The sequence below is a fragment of the Halostagnicola larsenii XH-48 genome, assembly GCF_000517625.1.
Classification (GTDB): domain Archaea; phylum Halobacteriota; class Halobacteria; order Halobacteriales; family Natrialbaceae; genus Halostagnicola; species Halostagnicola larsenii.
In genome coordinates, this window is record NZ_CP007055.1 from 1,723,664 (window position 1) to 1,742,357 (window position 18,694).

12 protein-coding genes are annotated in these 18,694 nt (G+C 60.2%); 5 read left to right on the plus strand and 7 right to left on the minus strand.

The window, feature by feature from the left end:
• Positions 1 to 226: 226 nt before the first annotated feature.
• Genes HALLA_RS08755 through HALLA_RS08760 form a run of 3 tightly spaced genes read left to right on the plus strand, consistent with a single transcriptional unit; the run spans position 227 to position 2,759 of the window.
• Entirely contained in the window at positions 227 to 1,495 is a 1,269-nt protein-coding gene (locus HALLA_RS08755) for a polysaccharide deacetylase family protein (RefSeq protein WP_049952994.1), read from the plus strand.
• Positions 1,492 to 1,659, plus strand: a complete 168-nt coding sequence (locus HALLA_RS20600) for a hypothetical protein (protein ID WP_157231353.1) — start codon at positions 1,492 to 1,494, stop codon at positions 1,657 to 1,659. Before HALLA_RS08755 ends, HALLA_RS20600 begins: the two co-directional genes overlap by 4 nt.
• A complete protein-coding gene (locus tag HALLA_RS08760) occupies positions 1,659 to 2,759 on the plus strand; it encodes a glycosyltransferase family 2 protein (RefSeq protein WP_049952995.1) in 1,101 nt (366 codons plus the stop codon). Before HALLA_RS20600 ends, HALLA_RS08760 begins: the two co-directional genes overlap by 1 nt.
• 124 nt (positions 2,760 to 2,883) lie before the next feature.
• Here the strand turns inward: HALLA_RS08760 and HALLA_RS08765 are convergent, their stop codons facing one another.
• Positions 2,884 to 4,521 carry a lipopolysaccharide biosynthesis protein gene (locus HALLA_RS08765; RefSeq protein ID WP_049952996.1) on the minus strand — a complete coding sequence of 546 codons (1,638 nt, stop codon included), beginning with the start codon at positions 4,519 to 4,521 and terminating at the stop codon, positions 2,884 to 2,886.
• A 424-nt stretch (positions 4,522 to 4,945) separates the two neighbouring features.
• On the opposite strand from HALLA_RS08765, the gene HALLA_RS08770 reads away from it, so the two are divergent.
• A complete protein-coding gene (locus tag HALLA_RS08770; protein WP_049952997.1) occupies positions 4,946 to 6,004 on the plus strand; it encodes a polysaccharide deacetylase family protein in 1,059 nt (352 codons plus the stop codon).
• A gap of 145 nt (positions 6,005 to 6,149) precedes the next feature.
• On the opposite strand, the gene HALLA_RS08775 is transcribed toward HALLA_RS08770, so the two are convergent.
• From HALLA_RS08775 to glmU, 5 genes are all read right to left on the minus strand, one after another.
• Positions 6,150 to 7,793 (minus strand): right-handed parallel beta-helix repeat-containing protein, encoded by a 1,644-nt coding sequence (locus HALLA_RS08775; protein WP_049952998.1) that lies wholly within the window; start codon positions 7,791 to 7,793, stop codon positions 6,150 to 6,152.
• A gap of 430 nt (positions 7,794 to 8,223) precedes the next feature.
• Entirely contained in the window at positions 8,224 to 8,886 is a 663-nt protein-coding gene (locus HALLA_RS08780) for a helix-turn-helix domain-containing protein (protein ID WP_049952999.1), read from the minus strand.
• Positions 8,887 to 8,983: 97 nt separating this feature from the next.
• Entirely contained in the window at positions 8,984 to 10,663 is a 1,680-nt protein-coding gene (locus HALLA_RS08785; protein ID WP_049953001.1) for an alkaline phosphatase family protein, read from the minus strand.
• Positions 10,664 to 10,963: 300 nt separating this feature from the next.
• A complete protein-coding gene (glmM, locus tag HALLA_RS08790; RefSeq protein ID WP_049953002.1) occupies positions 10,964 to 12,316 on the minus strand; it encodes a phosphoglucosamine mutase in 1,353 nt (450 codons plus the stop codon).
• Between the two features lie 190 nt (positions 12,317 to 12,506).
• The gene (glmU, locus tag HALLA_RS08795) at positions 12,507 to 13,688 is read right to left on the minus strand and encodes a bifunctional sugar-1-phosphate nucleotidylyltransferase/acetyltransferase (protein WP_049953003.1); all 1,182 of its coding nucleotides are present in this window, start codon (positions 13,686 to 13,688) and stop codon (positions 12,507 to 12,509) included.
• A 437-nt stretch (positions 13,689 to 14,125) separates the two neighbouring features.
• On the opposite strand from glmU, the gene ppc reads away from it, so the two are divergent.
• Complete coding sequence (ppc, locus tag HALLA_RS08800) at positions 14,126 to 16,816, plus strand: phosphoenolpyruvate carboxylase (protein ID WP_049953004.1); 2,691 nt, start codon at positions 14,126 to 14,128, stop codon at positions 16,814 to 16,816.
• A 67-nt stretch (positions 16,817 to 16,883) separates the two neighbouring features.
• Here the strand turns inward: ppc and HALLA_RS08805 are convergent, their stop codons facing one another.
• Positions 16,884 to 18,428, minus strand: a complete 1,545-nt coding sequence (locus HALLA_RS08805; protein WP_169732126.1) for an outer membrane protein assembly factor BamB family protein — start codon at positions 18,426 to 18,428, stop codon at positions 16,884 to 16,886.
• Positions 18,429 to 18,694: the final 266 nt, after the last annotated feature.

The window sequence follows — 18,694 nt, forward strand, 5'->3', positions numbered from 1 at the left end:
TATATGAGGCGTAATCTGTTATGAAAATATTGGCCGTCTGAATGGACAGAGAACAACTGTTTCACCGAAAACAAACAATCGTTCCATCCAATATCTCGGCTACCGAATTATAGCGCTTATATTCGGGATAATCGCGTCTACGTCCCGCTCTGGCCGAAAAATGGCCGGAGCGCTGAAACGCTTAACACCCGGATAAGAAAGGCCAGTTGACCCGTTGTCCGTATCGATGACGAAGCGCAACCGACGAACGTTCATAACGACGGCTACTGTCGCTGCGACGGCAGGGCTTGCAGGGTGTGTGGCAGAGGTGCGTGAGTCGCTTCCGTTCCAATCGGACGACTCCGATACCGGTGGGGACGACGACGAGAACGAGAAAGACGACGGCAGTGACGGCGATCAGTTGCCCGGCGAATCGATCGCGGAGTTCGAGGATCTCGAGCAGTGGGAACCGATGCTCGAGGAAAACAAACTCGAGGCGTACACGGACGATCCGTACGCGGGGTCCCAGTCGGCACTGCTCACCACCGACGAATCGTCTGACTATGCGGGAATACAACAGACGATCTCGGGCGGCATCGACCTCAGCGATCGTAACCTCTCGCTTGCAATCAAGTTTACCGGTCGCGATCAGCTTCACCTCACGGTGAATTTGTTGGCCCCGGGCTCGAACAGTGTACACTCGTTCACTCGATCGCTCATCGGACCGGCCGATCGATGGGTTCGTGTGGACCTCGGAACCACCAGCGTCGATCCACAGACCGATCTCAGTTCGGTCTACGAAATACAGATTGCCGCTCGCCCGCGCGGTGGTGAAAACGGCGCCATCGAATGCCAGCTCGACGATCTCCGGTCCGTCTCGAGGCCGGACACCGGCAAGGTGATGTTGCTGTTCGACGGAACGCTCGAGAGCCACCGCTCCGAGGCGTTCGAGCCCATGCAATCGCACGATTTCGTCGGCGTCGAATCGGTCATCCCCGAAACCGTCAACGACTCCGGCCGGCTTTCGTACGCGTCGTTACAGGAGCTGTACGAGGGCGGATGGGAGATGATCGCGCGCCCGAGTACGGGCTCGTCTCGGCTCCCCGACTACTCGAGCGAAGAACAACAGCAGATGATCGAACAGACCAGATCGTTCCTCGAAAGTCGTGGGTTCGACGACGGTGCCAAGCACTTCGTGACGCCGGGGAACATCCTCGGTCCGAACACGATGGACATCCTCCGAGAGCAACACGAACAGGCGTTCAGGTACGGCGGAAGTCCGAACGCGTTGCCCCTGACGGATCCGCACAACGTCGGCGTCTTCCCCGGCACGGAAGGCGATGTCACGCGAGAGTACGTCGATTATGCCGCCAAATACGGCCAGCTTGCAGTGCTTCGCTTCGAAGAAATCGGCGGGGACGGGATGGCCGTCGAGGAGTTCGAATCCCTCCTCACGTACATCGCAGAACAGGACGTCGACGTCGTGACGGCAAGCGACCTACTCGAGGCACAATGAGCCGGTCCACCACTGCACCGCTCGACGGTTGCCGTATCGATCGGATCGAAACCGATGACGGCGATAGCGAGCGCGTGGATTTCAGTGGTATGGCTGCGGATTCGAGCGAGGCGACCGGTTCCACCTCGAGGATCGACGCCCCGGGCGCAATCGGTGGACGCTGATGTATCGCGAAGCGACAGTCGGGGTCGTGATCCCCGCGTACAACGAGGAAGGGTTCGTCGGCGACGTGATCCGCGAGATGCCCGACTACGTCGATCGGATCTACGTTATCGACGACCAATCGACCGACGGAACCTGGGACGAAATCCTCGATGCTGCCCGGGCGGATCACGAGGAGAGAACAGGGTCTCCCCCACCGATAGCGGACGCGCACGATCGTCAGCGCGACGACGGCGAACCAAGTGATCAGCCGCGGGCCGACGGCGGGCCAGAGGCGCTGATGAACCGCGCGGTCGTTCACGATTCCATCGGGCGGGTCCTTCCGATCCAGCATCGAGAAAACATGGGCGCTGGCGGGGCGATCAAGACCGGCTACCTCGCCGCGCTCGAGGAGGGCGTCACCGCGACGGCAACGGTCGATGCGGACGGCCAGATGGATCTTTCCCAACTGCCGCGGTTGCTCGATCCGATCGTAGAGGGAGCCGCGGATTACGCGAAAGGGAACCGGTTGCTCGACCGAGAATATCGGTCGGCGATGCCGCGGTTTCGATTCGTCGGGAATTCGATGCTGACGTTCCTGACGAAGGTCGCCTCGGGCTACTGGAAAACGATGGATCCGCAAAACGGCTACACCGTGATCTCCAACGACGCCCTCGAGGCGGTCGACGTGGAGAACCTCTACGAGTATTACGGCTATTGTAACGATCTGCTGGTCAAACTCAACGTCAACGAGATGCGAGTCGCGGACGTCGGGATGCCGGCGGTCTACGGCGACGAGGAATCGAGCATCGAGTACTCGACGTACATTCCGAACGTGTCGATGATGTTGCTCCGGGACTTCCTGTGGCGCTTGCGGACGAAGCACCTGGTCACGGATTTCCACCCGCTGGCGTTGTTTTACCTCTTCGGTGCAGGCGTCGCAGGCGTCGGAATCGTCGCCGCGCTCTGGACGCTCGTGAACGCGATCGTTCGGAGCGGTTCGGTGCTCGTGAGCACAACTGCGAGTTTCCTCGTCTTCGCGCTCGGCGTCACGCTGTTGTTGTTCGCGATGGTGTTCGACATGGCCGAAAGCGAGCACTTAGAGCGCCAGTACCGACAGTAACCGCTATCCCCGAAGCGTGTTCGGCCGTCTTACTTCCTCCTTTTCCAAACTCGTGTCTCGAGAGGCGACCCTCGCCTGCGGTGCAGTCATTGATCCGATTCAAAGCGCCCGGCCGGGAATCGAGTTAAAACCGCAGGCTTTCGATACCGGACCCGAAGAGGCCGACGAACAATCCGGTGACGAGCAGCGAGAGTCCGACCAGAAGCAGCAGGCTCTGGAACCAGTCGGACGCCAACGGTCCGACGTGCAGCCGTTCGAATCGCTGTCGAGCCGCGTCGGCCGCAGTTCCGACAGGATCCGGTAACGTGGCGAGGACTTCGAACGGCTCTTCGGTTTCCATCGCCCCGACGAGGATACTGAAGCCGAGGAAGATACAGAGACCGACTGGAGGGACGATCACGAGCGCGAGCCACTGGTTCGTAATCGCCGCTGACAGACCAATAATCGGGACCGTCGCGAGTGCGACGGTTACTGCCGCCCGCCCGAGTCGTGCATCCACGAGCGGATCGAAGCCGACGGCTCGAGCGCTCACAGCGTGAAAGACGGCCATCGACCCGTAACTGATACTCGTCGCGACGGCTGCACCGTATACCCCGTAGCGCGGAATCAAAAGGAGCGCCAATGCGACGTTGAGCAGTACGGCACCAGCCGTCGCCCCCACGGGGTATCGGAGTTGGTCACTGCTCTTCGATCCCGCGAGAATCGGTCGCGCAAGTGCGAATCCGAACGCACCTGGGAGCAACACCAGGAGGGGTCCGACTGCGGAAGTCGCCGCGGAGCCAAAGACGAGTGGGACAACGATGTCCGCCAACGCTGTCAGTCCGACCGCGATAACTGCGGTTAGCAAGAACGTATAGCGAGTCGTCTCCCCGATCAGCTGGGATAGCTTTCGGCGTCTGTTCTGGGACCACATCCCCGAGGTCGAACGGGCAAACACCACCTGTAACGCCAGCGGAACGAGCAACAGACTCTCCGCGAGTGTCAGCGCGATCCGATAGGTGCCGACGGCGGCGCTGTCCGTGAACCAATAGAGCAACACGATATCGATGTGATACAGGACTAGCAACAAGAACGCAAGCACGAGCGCCAGCGAATCGTCCGGAACCACCGTCTTCGCCGGATATCCAGAACCTGGCCGAGCGAACAACTCGGAGAGAGATAGTTGATCGTCGACGACGAGCAGTCCGACGACGGAGACGAGGATACTTGCGAGGAGATGGCCGGCAAGCGCCCCAAAAACGCCGAAGCCGAGCGCGGCCAGCGGGAGTGCGATCACCGCGAAACTGACCGCATCGAGTATCGAGAGTCGGTTAGCAGAGCGCTCGAGTCCGAGATCGGTGAGCGTCTGGATAGTGACGTCGCGAACCTGTATTGCGACCACGAGCAGCGCGAGGACGAAGACGTATCCTGTCACCTCGTCGCCGAACGCCGCGCCGATGACACCGAAGTAAGCCGCAAGCGCGAGCAACACGGCACCCGCTATCGCGAGGGCGAGTGCGACCAGGAAGTGAAAGCCGATCCCCTGCGCGCTCGAGTTCGTCGGCTGTCGATCGGTTTCTGCGGCCGTCCGAACGCCGTCGGTAACGCCCGCGTTGACGAAGAACATGTAGAGCGCGAACACCGATAGCAAAAGCGAGTACTCGCCGAACGCCGAGGCGCCGAGGAACCTGAACAAAAGCGGCGTCGACACGGCGCTTAGAAGCAACACGACGACGGTCGCGCTACTGATCGAATCCGCGTCGCTCGCAGGATTCCCGTTCACGGCTCTACCCCTCGAAGAGTGATTCGATCGGTCGCCCCCACAACCGATACTCGATCAGATTCCGGAACAGACACAGTATCGGCTGGGGGTAAGTAGGGTCCGCCCCTTATTATACCCGGCATAAACGCCGTAACTGAGCGCATTGATAGCCTCGTTATGGCAGCGTTTGACAGGGATCGTGTCGGCCTGTCACCAACAGCGTTCGTGACTCCGGCGATCACGAGCGGAGTGCAACATCCACATCGCAACGCCTCGAGAGCCTCGATCCGGGGAGTCCAGATGAGTCCGTGTCATCTGAAGTCTCGAGTGGCTCACCCGCCGCGACGATCTCGCGGCCGCGGGGATATCCGGCGTCTCGAGCGTCGAACCGGCGCTTAACTGACATATAAGTAGGTAGGGCGGGTTCGAAGGTTCGGGCGAGAATATGGATTCTGAATCGAAACGTCGCCGCTTTCTCGGCGGACTCGCGGCCGGTGCCGTCTCGCTGACGGCCGGCTGTACCGATGCGTTAGATACGGTTCGCCCGGGCGGAAACGAAAGCGACGACGGGTCGCCAGACGGCAAGAACGGGTCGGACGAGGGGAGCGAAAGCGCTCCGGATATCGACAGCGGTGCGGTGGTTTTCGTCTACGACGACGGCCCGATGGACGACTACGAGACGGCGTTTCCCGTTCATCAGGAGTTTGATGCGCCCGCAAGTGTGGGAATCGTCACGGAGTGGATAGGGCGAGAGGACTTCAACGGTGGCGACTGGATGGGCGAATCCGAACTCACGGAACTCGCCGATGCCGGCTGGGAGATCATGGCCCACACGACCGGTCATACCGCGTTGGGGGAGTTCGAGCTCGTCGAGGATGTCGATCCGTCCGACACCCGAATATATCCCGAAAAGCGAAATCACGGCTTTCATCAGATCTACGACCTCGAAATCACCGATGGAGACGAAAGCGTCCGCCGAACCATCACCGGATCGTCCGAAGATGCGACGGGGCCATACATCGAGTTCGAGGAAGCAGTCGGGCAATCGTTCGCGGCCGGCGAAACCGTCGAACGCTACCCGGAAGATCTGATGAACCAGTTCCTCGGCGACTGCAAGGAGGACCTCGAGTCGATGGACTTCGCGGTTGATACCCTCCTCGCTCCGTACGATATCGTCGACGAGTGGACCCTCGAGTTCGCGACGGAATACTACGATGGTATCGCGAACGTGAATCCGGGATCGATGCTCAATCCGAAAAACGAGTTCGATCCGTTCGATACGAATCGGAGCTACTTCGTCGAGTACACCAGCAGCGAGAACACAGAAGCACAGCTCGCGAACGTCGAGAAACAGGAAGCGATCGGCATCATCGGCGCGCACACGTTCAAAGAGGAAGTAACCGAATCGAACATCAGAGACACCCTCGAGTGGGTCGAAGACAGCGATCTCGAGGCCGTTACCTTCCGCGACGCGATCAGAGCGAACGCGGACGGTTCCGATTAGCTGTCGATGTCGGTGGGCACTCAGTATAGTTCATAGTTGATACGTTGTACTCCACGATGGGTGTTCGCGACAGCTACCGGCCGATATCCTGCTATTCGACATCCATCACAGTAACGACTGAATCTCTACTCCGCCGATGGTCGGCCTACCACGTCTCGTTGTGCCAACTGCTGACCGACGAGGCTCCGAGGTCGTCGATTCCGTTGACGATCTGGTTGTACTGGATCGTCGGCTCCGACGCACTCGAGTAGAGGCGGGCTCCCTCGAGGCTATCGTCGTCGGAGACCATGACGGAGTTTCGAATGTGGTTGTTGTGACCCTGATCGATGTAGGGGTACTGACTCGCGTAGAACTCGCCCCGGTAGATCTCCGTATCGTTTCCGGTTATCATGATTCCGTTCCGGTTGACGTCCCCGCGACCGTGTTGATCGACGACGAACGTACTGAACCGGCAGTTGTTTCGGCCACACCAGATACCGTCACGGAACCCACCCTCAGTTCCGGCGCGGCCCGATATGTTGACTCGTTCGACGAGAACCCGGTCGTCGCTATCCGAATCGCGTATCCAGATCGGGTAGCCGCCCGATGTCTCGTGGACGATATCGATGTTATCGATGTACGTGTAGCCGGCATTTTCGGAGACGACGATCCCGTGGTTTACCTTATCGCCGCGCATTTCGATCGACGAGTTCTCGAAGTGCATATCGTCGCAGGTGTTCATCACCGATACGGCGTGACTGGTCGGTTGTGGCGCCGTTATCGAGATATCGACGTTATCAATGTGAACGCTCTCGCTGTTCTCGATACGAATGCCTCGCTGGCCCAAGCCGTACTCCGGCTCCTCGTCGACTTCGATCGTCACGTTCTTGATTTCGCTGTCGGTGCCACCGAGCCGGAGGCTCGCGGTACCGTTGTTTCGATACGTCCCCCCGTCGACGACGATTCTCCCGCTCTCGCCGGATGCGTACAGTCCGGTGCTCGGGAAGCCATCGAGTTCGCAGTCTTTGAACTCGAGGTATCCCTGATTCATGTTCGCCTCGATCCCGATCGGACCTTTCCAGGTGTTCGCCGCGTTCGGCGTGTAGTCGCCGTAGAGACCGCCATCGGGAGCACGGAACCGTTCGACGATTCCTTCGCCGTCCGGGTCCGAAATCCCGAACAGGGCCGGACCCCACGTCCCGCTGTCGTGTTGGCCGTGGATTGTAATATCGCGCACTTCGAAACTGTCGGTGACGTTCGTACCGATCACTCGAATACCCGTATCAGGTGCGGTCTGGTCGATATCGAAACCCTCGAACCGGAGGCGTTTTCCGGGGTTGAGGTACGTTCCAAGTCGGAAAAGACGGAACTGCGGTCCATCAAAATCGTAGAAGTTCGCCGGGACGATCGTCGCGTCGTGACCGAAAAACCCGATATTGTCGTAGTTCGTACATCGGAACTGCTCGTCCATGTAGTACTCCCCCTCCGGAAACTCGAACGCGGTGTTGTCCGCTCGAATGCGCTCGAGGACTGGCGTGATCGACTCCGATCCGGTCGGATCCGCTCCGGCATCGACGACGTTTACGACGTTCTCGTATCCCCCGTGGAATGCGCTCGCGGATCCACTTGCCGCTGTTAGTGCTCCGAGAGAAGCGATGCCTGCCACCGCAGTACCGCGAAGGAACGAACGCCTGGATCGGCTCGATTGAGTTTCCTGTGCAATTGACTCCGTACCGTCAGTATGTGAAGTTGAGGTTTGGGTCGATGATTTTTCGTGGTTCGAATTCTGGTAACCGCTTCGTTTCGGCATTGATGTTCACTTTAACAAGAGTAATAGTGGACCCCAGTATCTGTGGATTCGGATATCCAGCGTTTAAGTACTTCATTCTCGTTCGTTGAAGTGATGGGGCTGACAGTCGTGCTGTATGAAACAGTTTGTCAAACCGAAATCCGATAATTAATCCGGTGTTTACTTCGTGTAACTGCCTCTCACGTTGATTGATACCGTGGCCAGCTACTGGAACCGATTGTCTCAGCGCTCTCGCTATCGCGACGGTAGCTTTTTTCCGTACCAAAGGGTCTAAGTATCGAATCGGATTCGCCGATAGCTATGGAATACGGGTGAGTGGTACGTTTTCCGCAGGCGAGTCAGGGCAGACGCGCCCGTCCACTGATCGGGTGGTCTAAATGTGAAACCGACAAACCTCCCGAGGTTGCAGTCGCAGGATTATATGGGACTGTTAATCGTACTGACGCGGTGTCTTCTCGCCTTCGAGGATTACGCTGAGCAACTGAGCGACTGCACGCCGTAGGCGCTGTGAAACGGCAGAATTAGAGATTCCAAGTTGCTCGGCGAGGTGATCCTGCGACACGGTGCGTGGAATATTGTAATAGCCCGCGAAGTAGGCCATCGAAAGGATTTCACGCTGTTCTTCGGTGAGGAGGTATGATTCTTCGGCGGACGCTGTCGATTCGTGCAACTGCGTTATCCAGAACGAGATATCGTTCTCTCGGCAGTAATTTTGAAAATCCGCCAGCGTGTCCCGGTCAGGGAGGTGGATTCGAACGATCCAGCCAGGATCGCCGCTGACGATCGAAAAGACGTAAATACCGCACTTGATACACTGATCGGGAACGATTTCACGTTCCGTATTGGCTGTCACGCGGTAGATCGCTTGGTTCTCGAACGTCGCAACGCGGTCGGCAGACGAGACGGTTTCGTCTGCTGCCATCGTTTCTTTGATCGCCGCGTAGTCCTCGGCGAACAAGGAGACGAAGTATACCTCCTCTCCATCGACGACGGTAGCATACTTGTACGTAATCGTGACCTCGGGATGCCGTTTTATCGTTGGCACTAACAGAAGGTCATCGTGGACGACATGAACTTCTGAAATAAATCCCATTCAGATCCCTGCCCGGTTCGGTCTCTCCATTGGTCGGACATATCTATAGACGGTATAACACAGTTTCAGTTCGCGAAAATGGCGAGCTTTTCGGGTGTTAGTCCATATACCCGAGGTCCGCGAGTCGCTCCGTTACGTCCTCGTTCGCTTCAGGTTGTTCCCGGGATTCGCTTTCCGAGTACGCGGGATAGGTGACTGGATCGACCGAATCGACGACCGGCACAACCTCGCCGTCCATTCGATCGCTGTAGGGGACGCCCATCGCCGCTAAAACCGTCGGCGCGACATCATAGAGATGCGCCCGATCGATGGTCGCCTCCTCGTCGATCCCCGCACCGGCCGCAGCAAAGATACCGTCGATCTTGTGATTCCAGGGCTCGACCGGGCCGAAGTAGCCATCGCCTCCCAGTTGTTCGGTCAACGCGTGCTCGAAGTCCGCCGGTATTGTGACGATGTCGACCGTCTCTTCGACGCACTCGCCGTGGAAGTACTCCTCTCGAGGCTCGACTGTCTCGAACACCGGTTCTCCCTCGGGCGTCTCGACTGCCTCGAGATCTCGGATGAGTTCATCCCGAACCGCTTCGTACTCCTCGGGCGGAACGACGCCGTCCGGTTCGCGACCCTCGAGATTGATCCGGACGCCGAGCTCGGTGCGAGCCCGGAGGTAGGCTTTCGACTCGGCGAAATCAACCTGCTCGTTCGCCGTCCGAGAGACGCCGCCGGGCGCGTATTTGATCGCGATATCCGCGAGTCCGACCCGTTCTAACGCTTCTCTGATGCGGTTGGCGGTAACGCCGAACTGGGCGGCGATTGATGCTGCGCGGGCGGTTGCACCGGGTTCCCACGTTTCGACTTCTTCGCCTTCACGGAGTCTCCGTCGCATCGGCGTCCAGGAGGGCATTCCTTTCCCACCTATCATCGTCTCGATGTAGCCCTGATCCCGGAGGTACTCGTTGACTCGGAATTCATGGCCCTCGTACGGACCCATGCCATGATCACTCACGAGGAAGATACGATCCGGATCACAGGCCTCGAGCGTTTTTGCGATCTGCTTGTCGGTCTCTTCATAGACAGCGTCGACTTTCTCCTGTTCGCCTTCGAACTCGTGAAAGACCGTATCCGTCTTCTGGAACTGGAGGAAGCCAAATTCGGGTTCGAACTCGTCGACGAGGTATCGAAACGCCGCCCCTCGCATTTCGACGAGATTCAGGTACTCGCCGATCTTTTCGCGTTCCGAAACCGTCTCATCGTCGCGGGTGTAGCTCGGATATACTCGATAGTCGCCGATCGCTTCGCGGACATCATCGAGCAATCCCGCTGGGTGACACGGCGGATTTTCCGGACCCAAAAACCCTGGAATTACCGCGCCGTTGAACTCGTCCGGTGGGTGGGTAACCGGCGCGTTGACGATAACGCTCGAGTGGCCGTGTCGATCCAGCAAATCCCAGATCGAATGTTCGCGAACGTCTTCGTTGCTCGAGACGTGGTAGTCGTAGCCGTCGTAGCCGACGAACCCGACGACCCCGTGCTGACCGGGGTTGACGCCGGTGTAGATCGACGGCCACGCGCTCGGCGTCCACGGCGGGATCTGGGACTCGAGCGGCGCCCGAACGCCGTCGGTACAGAGTCGGTCGATAGTCGGAATGAGCCCCGCCTCCGAAAGTCGATCGAAGACGGGGATACAGCCGGCGTCGATACCAATGAGTAGCGTGTCCAGGCCGTTCGACTCGGTTATCGCGGTCGATGCAGCATCGTCTTGGTGTCTCTCTCCGGTCATATTTCCTTCATGTTTTGCCCACAGTGGCTTCGCCCCGTTGCCGTTACGAGATACGGGACTCAATTCGAAGTACCGTCTCAGTTCGGGACTGGGGGTCGAATTACTTCATTATCTCTCCGTTAAACGCGCTACTGGGCGTCGTGCCGGCCTACTGACAACGGATCGGCGTCGGTCGCTGGACGGCCACGGAAGCGATCCGCGTCAGGGATCGAAGTCAACGGAATCGTCGAAGACTCGACAACACAAACTCGACAATACGAGTCACTGACACGAACGCGTTCGACAACCAACCCACGGTGCTCAGCAGGCGGTTTCCTCGAGTCGTCCGCGCGAGGCGATTGATTCCTCGACGAGTTCGACCGCCTCGTCGAACAGCTGTCGTGCTCGAGCGTCAGTTCGGGCCTCGGCAGTCACCCGAACGAGCGGTTCCGTCCCGCTAGCTCGGATGAGAATCCAGCCGTCGCCGCTGTCGATGTAGACGCCGTCGAGCGTGTCGACGTCGTCGTACCGGTCGAGTACGCGTTCGCGAACGCGGTCCATCGCGGCGTTCTTCTGTGCGACTTCGATCGAGGTTCGCTGGATGGGATACGTTTCGATTTCGTCGACGAGACCGGACAACGTTCCGCGATTGGTGACGAACTCCACGAGTTTGCAGGCCGCGAGCGGCCCGTCCGGGCACAGGACCTCGTCCGGCCAGATCCAGGCACCGCTCGGTTCGCCGCCGAAAACCACGTCGTCTCGAGTCGTTCGGTCGGCGACGAACACGTCACCGACTCGCGTTCTGGTTACCGACGCGCCGACGGGCTCGAGCGCGTCGTCGACGGCCAAACTCGTGTCGACGGGGGCGGCGACGAGCGCATCGTCGGCTGGCTCGGCGGCCTGCCGAGCGAAGAGGGCCAACAGGACGTCTTTGGGGACGAACGAGCCCGTCTCGTCGACGGCGACCATTCGATCCGCGTCGCCGTCGTGGGCGATTCCGATCCGTGCATCTGACGCCTCGACGAGCGCTGAGAGCGTCGAGAGGGTCTCCCGTGTCGGTTCGCTCGGGCGACCGGGAAAGCACCCGTCTTGCTGGCCGTTGAGCGTCTCGACGGTACAGCCCGCCGTCGTGAGCACTCGGGCGGTGATCGCGCCAGTTCCGTTGCCGACGTCGACGACGACGCTCGGCGGGTCCTCGATCGAAACGCTCTCGAGGAGCGCCGAGGCGTGACGATCGAGGACATCCTCGACGCGTTCGCTCGAGCCGTATCCGTCCCATCCGTGGATGTCGTAGTTCTCCTTCTTCACTCGGTCCGAAACCGCCGCGCACTGGTCGGGGTCGAACGCGGAGCCGTCGGCCGACCAGAGTTTGATGCCGTTGTCCGTCTTCGGGTTGTGCGAGGCCGTGACGACGACGCCGGCGTCCGCCTCGAGCCAGCCGACCGCTCTCGCGATCGTCGGCGTCGGAGCAACGCCGACCTCGAGGACGTCCGTCCCGCACTCTCGAAGCCCCGCAGTGATCGCCTCGAGGAGCACGTCTCCGCTCTCTCGAACGTCCCGCCCGACGACGACGCGGTCGTACCCTTCCGAGGCGACGGCGCGGCCGACGGCCAGCGCGAGATCGGCTGTGACATCGTCTCCAACGACTCCTCGAAGCCCGCTCGTTCCGAACATGGCGTGGTCGTTCGTCTATCGGCGGTTTACTATGGAGTTGCTAAGCAGAGACGTGAACCTGCGAATACGGCCATCTCAACGGCCCCACGTTGTTCTCAAGAGTGCGTCTCGTGTTCTTTATGCCGACTACACGTGCTCTGGGACGGTCGACGGCCAATTACCGTCGTACTCTGAGACGGTCGACTGCTCGCTATCGATCGAGCGTTACGGTTTCGCCGGGGGTCGTGGTTGCCCCCTCCGAGAGCGAGACCCCGGCGTTCAGGCTCGTGTTGATCCCCGTTTTGACTCTATCGCCGAGGACGACGCCAAACTTTCGACGACCGGTGGAGACCTGATCGCCCGAAACGGTCATCGTCACCGGGCGGTCGTCGTGGCGGAGATTCGCGACCGTCGTTCCGGCACCGAGGTTTGTGTCGCGGCCGATGACGCTATCGCCAACGTACGAGAGATGGTTGACGCTGGCTCCCGCCATCAGTACGCTGTTTTTGATCTCGACGGCGTGGCCGACGGACGCTCCTTCGTCGATCAGCGTCGCCCCGCGAACGTACGCGTTCGGACCGACGGTCGCGCCGGCCCGAATCAGCGCGGGACCCTCGATGACGACTCCGGATCGAACGGTCGCACCCTCTTCGACGACGACCGGCCCGGAAATCTCGGCATCCGGGCTTACCGTGCCGTTCAACGCCGTCTCTAACTGTCCTAGCTTCCACTCGTTTGCCGCTAACAGCTCCCAGGGGCGACCGACGTCGAGCCAGTCGTCCAGTTCGACGTGACTGACCGCCACGTCGTCGATCACTTGAGCGAGGATGTCGGTAATTTCGAACTCGCCGCGCTCGCTCTTGGGAACGTCAAGACACTCGAGGGCCGATTCGGGAAAGACGTACGCGCCGGCGTTCGCAACGTTCCCCGGCGGATCGGCCGGTTTTTCGACGATTCCCGTCACGGTGTCGTCGACGACGTCGAGAATGCCGTAATTCGACGGGTTCTCGACGCGCGTCGAGCCGACGCTCGGGGCCGCCTCGAACAGCGCAGACAGCGCATCCCGTCGGTAGATAATGTCGCCGTTCAGGACCGCGAACGGACCGTCGATGTGCGTACTCGCAGCGCGGAGCGCGTCCGCCGTCCCCTCCTGTGAATCCTGTGTCGCGTACCGGATCGGGACGCCCTCGAACGTCTCGCCGAACGCCTCGCGGACCGTTTCCCCCTCGTATCCCACCACGAGAATCAGTTCGTCGGTTCCCGCCTCCACCGCCGCCCGCATGTTGTGCGCTACCAGCGAACTATCGGCGACCGGTAGCATCGGCTTCGGTAGCGATTCGGAAAGCGGTCGCATTCGTGTTCCCTGTCCCGCAGCAAGAACGATCGTTTGCATTGAATCTCGATGAACGCGGCAGCATTTTGCTTATACGGACGATAATGAGCCTGTAGTAACTAATTCCGCCTCGAACGAACGTCCACAATTCCACCCCGACCGAACGCCTACTGTGACGATCTACAAGCACGAATCGTGGCTATCGTCCGCCCCGCGAGCGCGCCGAAGTCCCGATCGTTACGGACGTTTTGAATGAACTCCAAGAGTGTTTGTTCACTATTTAGTAATACAATCCACAATATATCCAACCCGATCTGCACACAAAATAGGATTACAAACGCACTCAAATAGTTGTATAACCTATTTACTCGTCTCTGAGCGAGTTTTATCGAAAATACCCAGAATTTCGACGATCAACGAACACTCCTACAAACAATAATCGTAGTAAAGATTTCAATTCCATCGGCTTTTTCAAGGGGGACGATCACAACCATGTTATGGACCTGCACAACAGGGACGTACGCCAGGACGTTCGCGAACTGGGTGCACTGCTCGGTGACGTCCTCGAGGAACAGACCTCTCGACGGGCGTTCAACACGGTCGAATCGTGCCGGCAGACCGCGATCGACTACCGTTCCGGCGATCTGGATAGTCGGGATCCGCTGGTCGACGAACTCGAAGGGTTATCGCCCCACCAACAGCGAATCGTCGCCCGCGCGTTCACGACCTACTTCGAACTGATCAACCTCGCCGAAGAACGCGAGCGGGTGCGGTCGATTCGCGAAGGCTCCCAGGAGGGATCGCTCGACGATAGTCTCGAGATGGTCGCCGAGGAACTAGCAGAGGAGGACAAAGAGACCGCACAGCAGATCCTCGACGACGTGCTCATCGAGCCGACCTTTACCGCCCATCCAACCGAAGCGCGCCGAAAAACGGTCAAATCCAAGCTTCGGGAAGTCTCGAACCACCTCGAGACGCTCGACGAGCGGCTGTTGACCGACAAGGAACGCGGCCAGGTCTGGCGCGACGTCGACGCGGAGGTGACGAGCCTCTGGCAGACGCCACAGGTTCGCAAACGCCAGCCGGAGCCCGAAGACGAAGCGCGAAACGTCCAGTGGTACCTCGAGAACACGCTTTTCGACGTCGTCGGCGAAGTTTACGACGAGTTCGGCGTCGCCCTCGAGGAGGAACTCGACGCGGACGTCGACCTGCCGAAGCTCTTCGAGTTCCGTTCGTGGGCCGGCAGCGACCGCGACGGAAACCCCTACGTCACCCCTGAAGTCACCGCGAACACGCTCGAGCGCCAGCGGTCGGTCGTCTTAGAGCGGTATCGCGAACAGCTCAAACGACTCTCGGGCGTCCTGAGTCAGGACGGAAGCCGCCTCGAGGTCGACGGTCCGTTCGAGTCGAGTCTCGAAGAAGACCGAGAGCGGTTGCCCGGTAGCGCACAGACCGCACAGACCCGCTATCCGGGCGAACCCTACCGACAGAAGCTCAAACTCATGCGCGAACGGCTCGACCGCGTCGGCGACGTTCGACCGGGCGGGTACGCAGACGTCGACGAACTCCTGGGCGACCTCGAGTTGATCGCGACCAGCCTGCGGGAAAACGGCGCCGAAACCGTCGTCGAAGCCCACGTCGATCCGATCCGCCGACAGGTCGAGACCTTCGGCTTCTCGCTTGCCAGTCTCGACCTCCGCGAACACCAGGCCAAACACACCGATGCTATTGCGGAGGCACTCGAGCGCGAAGGAATCGACTACCGCGGCCTCTCGGAGGACGAACGCGTCGAGTTCCTCACCGACGCTGTCTTGCAAGACGAGACGGTGATCGATCTCGAGGCCGTCGAGGATCTCTCGGACGCCTCGACGCGCGTGCTCACGCTCTTCGACGAACTCGCCGATTGGCAGACCGAGTACGGCGTCGAAGCGATCGACACCTACGCCATCTCGATGACCGACGAGCCGAGTCACGTCCTCGAGGTGCTGTTTCTGGCCGACCAGTCCGGAATCATTTCCCTGCCCGAACACTGCGGGATCGATATCGTCCCGCTGCTCGAGACCGAGTACGCCCTTTCGGGTGCCCGCCGTATCATGGGCACGCTCTTCGAGAACGAGGCCTACGCCCAGGCGCTTGAGGCCCGCGGACGCACCCAGGAAATCATGCTGGGGTACTCGGACTCGAACAAGGAAAACGGCTTCCTGGCGGCCAACTGGTCGCTGTACAAGAACCAGCGCCGACTCGGGGAGATCTGCGAGGACTACGACGTGACGATGCGGCTGTTCCACGGTCGCGGCGGTTCGATCTCTCGGGGCGGCGGCCCGATGAACGAGGCGCTGCTGGCGTTGCCCAACAGCACCGTGACCGGCCAGGTCAAGTTCACCGAACAGGGCGAGGCGATCGCCGAGAAGTACGGTAACCCGCGCATCGCCGAGCGAAACATCGAGCAGATGCTCAATGCCCAACTTCGCGCCCGTCGGAACGCGATCGACCAGCCCGAAGAGGAGATTCGCGACGAGTGGATCGACGCCATGGAAACCATGGCAACCGCCGCCCGACAGGAGTACCGAGACCTCCTCGAGAGCGACGGCTTCGTCCAGTACTTCGAACAGGCGACGCCGATCACCGTCATCGAAGACCTCGATCTGGGCTCGCGACCCGCCTCCCGCAGCGGCGAGCGAACGGTCGAGGACCTGCGGGCGATTCCGTGGGTTTTCTCGTGGACCCAATCGCGGTGTATCCTCCCCGGCTGGTACGCGCTCGCCGCCGGAATCGGCGCGTACCTCGAGGACGGCGGCTCGATGGATACCCTCCAGGAGATGTACGACGAGTGGCCGTTCTTCCGCTCGACCCTCGACAACGCCGCCCTCTCGCTCTCGAGAACCGAACTCGAGATCGCCGCCGAGTACGCCGACCTTGCTGACGACGACCTCCGCGAGGAGTTCTTCCCGCGCGTCTCCGAGGAGTACGAGCAGGCTGCCGAGTACGTCACGACGATCGGTCGGCGCGACCAGTTGCACACCCGTGACTGGCTCGGCGAGAACCTAGAGCGTCGAAACCCCTACGTTGACCCGCTGAACGTCCTGCAGACGTATCTGCTGGATCGATCGCACAGAACCGATGTCGAGGAACGAACGCTTCGGTTGACAGTCAAGGGGATCGCCGCCGGCATGAAAAACACCGGCTAATCGATCCGACGAACAACACGTCGAGTCGGTGCGCCTTTTTGCCTGTCGCCGTTCGACCCGTTCGAGTTTAGTCGTCGAGTTCGTCCGCAACCGCCGGTTTGTCGGCGGAGCTTCGCCGGCGAAGCCATTCGATCGCGAGTCCTGCACCGACGAGCCCAGTCCCGCCGGTGAATCCGGGTGTGCTATCGTCTGCGCCCTCGGTCGAGTTCCCATCGACGGACGAGTTCGAATTGCTCGCCGTGGACGCGTTGGAGCTTTCGTTCCCGTCGGTAGTCCCCGATTCGGAGGTGGGTTCTGTTTCGTTTCCGTTAGTAGAGCCGTTTGCGGATCCGTCGGTCGAGTCGTTGGAATCGGCCGCGGTGGTGTTCTCCGACGTACTGGACGTAACGTTCTCGGAGTCGGTCGTTACCTCCTCGAGTTCCGAAACGTCGTCATCGCCGTCAGTACGTTCGTCGCCGACCTGTTCAGTGTCGTCCTCCGAACTGTTTCCAGCGCGCTCGTCTGTCGGATCGTCCTCCTCGGGATCTTCAGCGTCCGTCTCCTCTTCGGTGGTATCGTCCCCCTCGTCCGATTGCGCCCCCGTAGACGGTCGAAGCGCCACGATCTGGCCGGGGCTCGTGATATAGATCGTATCCTCGGTCGCGACGAACGCATCGCTCGGCCAGTTCATCTCGTCGAGCGTATTGATGTCGAGACTGTCCAGTCCAAGTGCCCACTGCCGACTCCCGTCTGCAAGGTCGAACGCGAATATCGCGCGCTCGTCGGCCATCGGATGCGACGGAACGACGACCGTCTCGCCGACGATCACGGGGCGTCCCCATTGATCCGTCGATCCGCCGATCGACCAGCTTTCGTCCGTCTCGTAATTCGACACCCGCATGCTGTGTCGATTCGTTCTAGCTCGAACGTTGTCGGTTACCGCCAGCGGAAACCGAAAGGAGGTGTTGGCGAGACGCTCTCCCGTCTGTGCGTTCAGAACCGGGCTTTCATCAGCATCCGATATTGCACCGGTGTAGAGCCTGTCGGTCGTCGCGACGAGGTAGCCATGCGGGTCGGTCGAGTGCTTCCACCAGTAAGTCCAGTTCGTCTCCCCGCTCGTCGCCTCGAGCGCGACGAAGCCTGCGTCGCCGACGGCCGCATACACCAGATCGTTGGCGACGGCCAACGGAATCGACTTGAAGGAAACGTTCTCGTTCCCGTCTCCCGTTTCGATCTGGACCGTCGATCGCTTCCAGTCGACCGAACCATCAGCCGTGTCGAATGCGTACAGTGTTTCTCCGACGACGACGTAGGCGCGCTCGAACGCAACCGCCGGGCTCGGAACGGCCGCCTCCTCGTCGAACTGCTCCTGCCAGCGAACCTCACCGGTCTCGGCCTCGAGAGCGGTTAGCTGCTCGCCGCCGACGAAGACCGTGTCCGCCGTTACCGCTGGGGTTCCGTCTGCACCGATGTCCTCGGTAATCCACTGCAACTCGCCCGTTTCGTCGTCGAGCGCGTGAACTTCGTCGTCCGTTCGGACGTAAACGGTGCCATCGACGACGGCGATATCGCCTTCCGCGTCGTACGCCCAGGCGACCGTCTCCGGTTTAGGAACACTCCCGTCAGCTGGCACATACGCGGTGTTTCCCGGGTTTCCGTGATATGAAGACCACCCGTTCGAGTCGGCCAGCAGCGATTCGGAGGACTGTGCGTTTGCGGAACTCGTTCCAACCGGTGCGAGCAATGTGCTAGCGACGAGCGCCCCACCGGTCCCCAACACTGATCGTCTCTTCCATCCAGCCATACGTCATCTATCGAACGAACGCTCATTCCTATCCCCTCGGTAAGTCGGTTTCAGTAGGCGAAATCCGAGAGTTAGACGACCGTTCTCAGGGTTGC

Excerpts from the sequence above, each read along its gene's own strand:
- HALLA_RS08755 (WP_049952994.1), top strand. The coding sequence starts at position 227 with ATGACGAAGCGCAACCGACGAACGTTCATAACGACGGCTACTGTCGCT.
- HALLA_RS20600 (WP_157231353.1), top strand. The coding sequence starts at position 1,492 with ATGAGCCGGTCCACCACTGCACCGCTCGACGGTTGCCGTATCGATCGG.
- HALLA_RS08760 (WP_049952995.1), top strand. The coding sequence starts at position 1,659 with ATGTATCGCGAAGCGACAGTCGGGGTCGTGATCCCCGCGTACAACGAG.
- HALLA_RS08770 (WP_049952997.1), top strand. The coding sequence starts at position 4,946 with ATGGATTCTGAATCGAAACGTCGCCGCTTTCTCGGCGGACTCGCGGCC.
- HALLA_RS08775 (WP_049952998.1), bottom strand. The coding sequence starts at position 7,793 with ATGCCGAAACGAAGCGGTTACCAGAATTCGAACCACGAAAAATCATCG.
- HALLA_RS08780 (WP_049952999.1), bottom strand. The coding sequence starts at position 8,886 with ATGGGATTTATTTCAGAAGTTCATGTCGTCCACGATGACCTTCTGTTA.
- HALLA_RS08785 (WP_049953001.1), bottom strand. The coding sequence starts at position 10,663 with ATGACCGGAGAGAGACACCAAGACGATGCTGCATCGACCGCGATAACC.
- glmM (WP_049953002.1), bottom strand. The coding sequence starts at position 12,316 with ATGTTCGGAACGAGCGGGCTTCGAGGAGTCGTTGGAGACGATGTCACA.
- glmU (WP_049953003.1), bottom strand. The coding sequence starts at position 13,688 with ATGCAAACGATCGTTCTTGCTGCGGGACAGGGAACACGAATGCGACCG.
- ppc (WP_049953004.1), top strand. The coding sequence starts at position 14,126 with ATGGACCTGCACAACAGGGACGTACGCCAGGACGTTCGCGAACTGGGT.